We start from the raw sequence: 3,963 nt of genomic DNA, 5'->3' as shown, positions 1-3,963 counted from the left end.
GATTATATGATGGATCTTACTAATTCTAATATAAATTTTGTAATAAATAATTACTAGCATTAATATTAAAATTATAAACAAAATGGCACTCACTGTTACAAATAATTGATACATTATATATATTTAAGATTAAAAAATGATGGCTATTTTCAATCATATTTTATGTATAAAAATTGATGCCAGTCAATGATAAAAAATTATAAATTTTTCGTGCTTTTAGTACTTCCTAAATGCATTTACTTATAGTTTATTTATATTTGATACTAAGGCATTACTAAAGTATAAAAATTTTCGTAAAAAACATAATTATTTTGTAAAAATACAATAAAACTTTCGCATTTAATGAATAAAAGGATTATCAAAGTATTCAAAGAACTTAATATTAGCTCCTATAAAGTTGCTGAGGATTTAAATCAAGTTGTTTCACAAGTAACCATTAGAAATTTTGTAAATGGTAAAACTGAGAATCCACATCAAACAACCCTTGATTTATTAGTTGATTATCTATGTAATAATTTTAAGGTTTCACGAGAATGGTTGATGTCAGGAAATGGAGATATTTATTTAAAAGAAGAAAGTGATTTTTATATTGAAAAACTAGGAGTGAGATTTGAGTTGGATGAACTTATTAAGCATTTTGAAGAAAACAAGCATGCCTATTTTTTAAAATCTAAAAATTTAATGCTTCATGTAATTGAAGAATTTATTTTGAATAATGAAAAGTATTTTGAAATGTCTGAATACTTAAGACTATTTATAAACGATAAAGTTGAGCGTAAGCTTGAAGCTCGTTTAAATGAATTGAAAGATTTAGGAGTAATTGTAAAGGCTACAAAAAAAGATAATTAGGTTTTAATTTCAAAATTCCCAATCATAAACGCAAATCCCTTTGGAAGTAATGCGAATGTTTCATCATTTTTCTTTTTCCTTTTTTCCGTACTTTCTCTCAGCTTTTTTGTTTCTTCTAAATATGATGATAAATCGTCTTCTATCTCTTTTTTAAATTCATTGGGAAAAAGACCAGATTTTTTAATTATTTGTTTGTCTTTCTTATCCAACATTTTCAATAGTTTCTTTGATTAGCTGTCCTCTTTTCAGAATATGCTCTTGTTTTTTATCTTCCTTTAAGTCTTCTTTAGATTCATATATATAGCCAAAGATATTTCTAATAACCTTTTTAAATTTGTCTTCAATAGTTTGGTGGTGTTTGAATAAAAAATAAGAAGAAGAAAGTATAATTATTGGAGCAATGAAAAGTAATAAATTTTGATGCCATTGCTCAAAATCATATTCGCCAACAGAGTTTACTTTATATACTAAACTCCAAGTAAACCAATATGCAGACGTTAATACAAAGGAACTTGATATTATTAAAAAGAAAACTTTTTGATTAGCAGAGGTATAATGTTTCTTAATTTTTGAACTGAAATAAAATAAAGATACTATCAAAGCAAAAAATCTAATACCAAAACCTAATAAGAAATTTTTGAATGAAGTGTAACCTAAAATAGATTGCTCACTTTTCATTTGTTTTTTTATTCTTAAATATTCTTGGTGTTCGTTTTTATAATTTTCAGTGATTAAATTATATTCTTTATAAAAGTTTTCAATATTAATTTTTTTATCTTTAAGTTGGTTTAACAAAAGCTTATAAGAATGATCTCTATTTTCAATCATTGGCTTATAACTAGCAAGATGATTTTCTAATTCATGAGATTTTTCTCGTAGTATATTATGAAAGAATGTTGCAGTAATAGAAAGTATTATTACTGCAACTAAAAATATGGGTAGAATAAATTTATCCACCAACTTCTTCTTCTTCATCGTTATCATCGGGATCTCCGACTTCTCCGTGCCCTGTTGCTTGTATTTCGATTGTTTCATCTTCTGAAATGTTGTCTGGTGTACATCCTTTAATAAAAAATAATCCTAATGCCAGTAGAATGAATACTATTGATTTTTTCATGACTTTTTGTTTTAAATTATACATTATTTTAAATGTAATTAAAAAACGTTTGTCAGAAATTTATAACTATAAACAATAGGAATATTTTGCTAACCTATAAAAAACTTTCGCATTTGTACAAAAGAAAATTGTAATATTAATTGTTTTATGGTAAAACCGTAGTTGGGTTAAGGTTTTTGTTTCAGGAGTTTTTCTTGTAAGAAACTCCTTTATCTGAAAGCTATCTTTTAATCAGTTCAGGAAGTAGTATTATTATCACTAGGTGTGATCATATTTCATCAATGAAAAGTTTTATTCCAATTTTCTTATTCTTAGACTACTGGAGATAGCACGCCATTAAACACACTAAAAAAGAAAAGGATGAACATTATGTCCATCCTTTTACAATATAAATCTATTTTTAATTTATTGTTTTACAAATATTTATGATTCAAAATTAGTTCATCAACTATTCTGTACCATTAACTCCTTTATTTTTGTTTAATAAATTTTAACCCTTTAACATCTACTAAAGATTTATTTTTTAGTTTAAATTTTTGCCTATTAAAGTAAGTTTTACTCAAATCACTTAAGTATAGAATTACTTTATAACTATTGGTTTCTTGATTAAGAATTTGATAATTATAAGTTTCTCCCAAATAGTGAATATCAAATTTTTTGATATTCTGGTAATTATTAATTCGTATAATTCCTTTTTCATCTGTCTCAAGAGCTTTTTGATCATTTTCAAAAATAACAAAAACTCCTTGAATGGGATTATTTTCCGCATCTCTAATTATTATTTCACTATTACCAATATACTCTTTTACTTGTATTTGATTTGTTAAATATTCGGCACTACTTTGTAAAATCAATATGTCATTGTTTTCTAATTTCCAATTGCCTTTGCTCTCAGTTTTGATTAAACCAACATTATATTGATAAACAAATGAAGAATCTTTATTAATCATTATTCTCCCGAAAACACCTTTCTTTTTGGTTTCATAAATACCTAAAACTTTTCCTCCAATATTACTTTGTATTTTACAAGAAAATATAAAGGTAAGCGTAATAATATATATTATCTTTTTCATAATTATTTTTAATTTTGTATATAAATTTGCTCGTTAGCAGTGCCCCTTAATCTCTGAAAACCTTGCTCCCATGTTAGAGGACCAAACTGATTGACCCGAGAATTTAATGTTCTTTGAGTTTCTCTACCTCTTAAGCCTGGATACTCACTTCTTATACTTTCAATTGTTTTACTCGACTCACCGAAAAGCGAGCCACGTCTGTATGCCTCTACTTCGTCTTGTATATCATACAATAAGCCACCGTTACCACCCTGTCCAAAAGATAATGCTCCTGTTTCGAATTGATAAGCATGTTTAAGTTCGTGAGCAAATAACCCCGAAGTATATCCATTAGCAACATTTACATTAACTTCTCCAGTATCTGTATCGTAAGTAATATTACCAGCTTTATCGCCTACAACATCTGGTGAGTTAGTTACTAAATTATAAACCTGTTCTGAGTTTTCTAAAGCATCAAGCTCTGTAAGAGTTTGATTTAATCGATTAATATCTGAATTTGCATCTGCATCTTCTGAATCAAACCTTTCTGTAAGGCTATCTACTCTATCATCATTACCTCTTTCTCTTGCTCTGCTTAGCTTTCTTTCTCTTCTGTCTAATATTCGTTGTCTTTTATCTACAGTATTTTGTCTAAATCTATCATAATGCTCTCTACCCGCACCTATACTATCGCCAGCAATTTCATGATACAAAATAGGATTGTTAGACGTAAATACATAATTTGATATAGAGTAATACTTTTCTGAAAATCTATCAATTTTATTAAACCTTGCTATTACAGGATCATAATCTCTCCATTGATAAGCAATAACATCTAATCCTAATTCATTCGTTTCTTCTTCACCTTGATACCCATAATTATGATCTCTTCCAATAAGGTTGTTATTATACCCTTTATGTTTGAGACCAAAAGGATAATAATTG

6 protein-coding genes are annotated in these 3,963 nt (G+C 27.0%); 1 reads left to right on the top strand and 5 read right to left on the bottom strand.

The window, feature by feature from the left end; genetic code table 11:
* Positions 1–342: 342 nt before the first annotated feature.
* Positions 343–849 carry a helix-turn-helix domain-containing protein gene (locus AA089_RS22575; protein ID WP_046759293.1) on the top strand — a complete coding sequence of 169 codons (507 nt, stop codon included), beginning with the start codon at positions 343–345 and terminating at the stop codon, positions 847–849.
* Here the strand turns inward: AA089_RS22575 and AA089_RS22570 are convergent.
* From AA089_RS22570 to AA089_RS22550, 5 genes are all read right to left on the bottom strand, one after another.
* Complete coding sequence (locus AA089_RS22570; protein ID WP_046759292.1) at positions 846–1,061, bottom strand: hypothetical protein; 216 nt, start codon at positions 1,059–1,061, stop codon at positions 846–848. The two genes, AA089_RS22575 and AA089_RS22570, sit on opposite strands and share 4 nt — an antisense overlap.
* Positions 1,051–1,824: a hypothetical protein gene (locus AA089_RS22565; protein WP_046759291.1), complete on the bottom strand. Its 774-nt coding sequence runs from the start codon at positions 1,822–1,824 to the stop codon at positions 1,051–1,053. The genes AA089_RS22570 and AA089_RS22565 overlap by 11 nt, the downstream gene beginning before the upstream one ends.
* On the bottom strand, positions 1,799–1,966 hold the full coding sequence (locus AA089_RS22560; protein ID WP_156169276.1) for a hypothetical protein: 168 nt from the start codon (positions 1,964–1,966) through the stop codon (positions 1,799–1,801). The genes AA089_RS22565 and AA089_RS22560 overlap by 26 nt, the downstream gene beginning before the upstream one ends.
* A gap of 470 nt (positions 1,967–2,436) precedes the next feature.
* The gene (locus AA089_RS22555; protein WP_046759289.1) at positions 2,437–3,039 is read right to left on the bottom strand and encodes a hypothetical protein; all 603 of its coding nucleotides are present in this window, start codon (positions 3,037–3,039) and stop codon (positions 2,437–2,439) included.
* An 8-nt stretch (positions 3,040–3,047) separates the two neighbouring features.
* On the bottom strand, positions 3,048–3,963 hold a 916-nt coding region (locus tag AA089_RS22550), incomplete at its 5' end, for an RHS repeat-associated core domain-containing protein (RefSeq protein WP_046759288.1).

Origin of the sequence: Kordia jejudonensis (genome assembly GCF_001005315.1) — a bacterium.
Classification (GTDB): Bacteria; Bacteroidota; Bacteroidia; order Flavobacteriales; family Flavobacteriaceae; genus Kordia; species Kordia jejudonensis.
The sequence above is the reverse complement of the archived record's forward strand: the minus strand, read 5'-3'. Positions and strand labels throughout refer to the sequence as shown.

What these genes read in the sequence shown, in the direction of transcription:
- AA089_RS22575 (WP_046759293.1), top strand. Translation starts at nt 343, where the DNA reads ATGAATAAAAGGATTATCAAAGTATTCAAAGAACTTAATATTAGCTCC.
- AA089_RS22570 (WP_046759292.1), bottom strand. Translation starts at nt 1,061, where the DNA reads ATGTTGGATAAGAAAGACAAACAAATAATTAAAAAATCTGGTCTTTTT.
- AA089_RS22565 (WP_046759291.1), bottom strand. Translation starts at nt 1,824, where the DNA reads ATGAAGAAGAAGAAGTTGGTGGATAAATTTATTCTACCCATATTTTTA.
- AA089_RS22560 (WP_156169276.1), bottom strand. Translation starts at nt 1,966, where the DNA reads ATGAAAAAATCAATAGTATTCATTCTACTGGCATTAGGATTATTTTTT.
- AA089_RS22555 (WP_046759289.1), bottom strand. Translation starts at nt 3,039, where the DNA reads ATGAAAAAGATAATATATATTATTACGCTTACCTTTATATTTTCTTGT.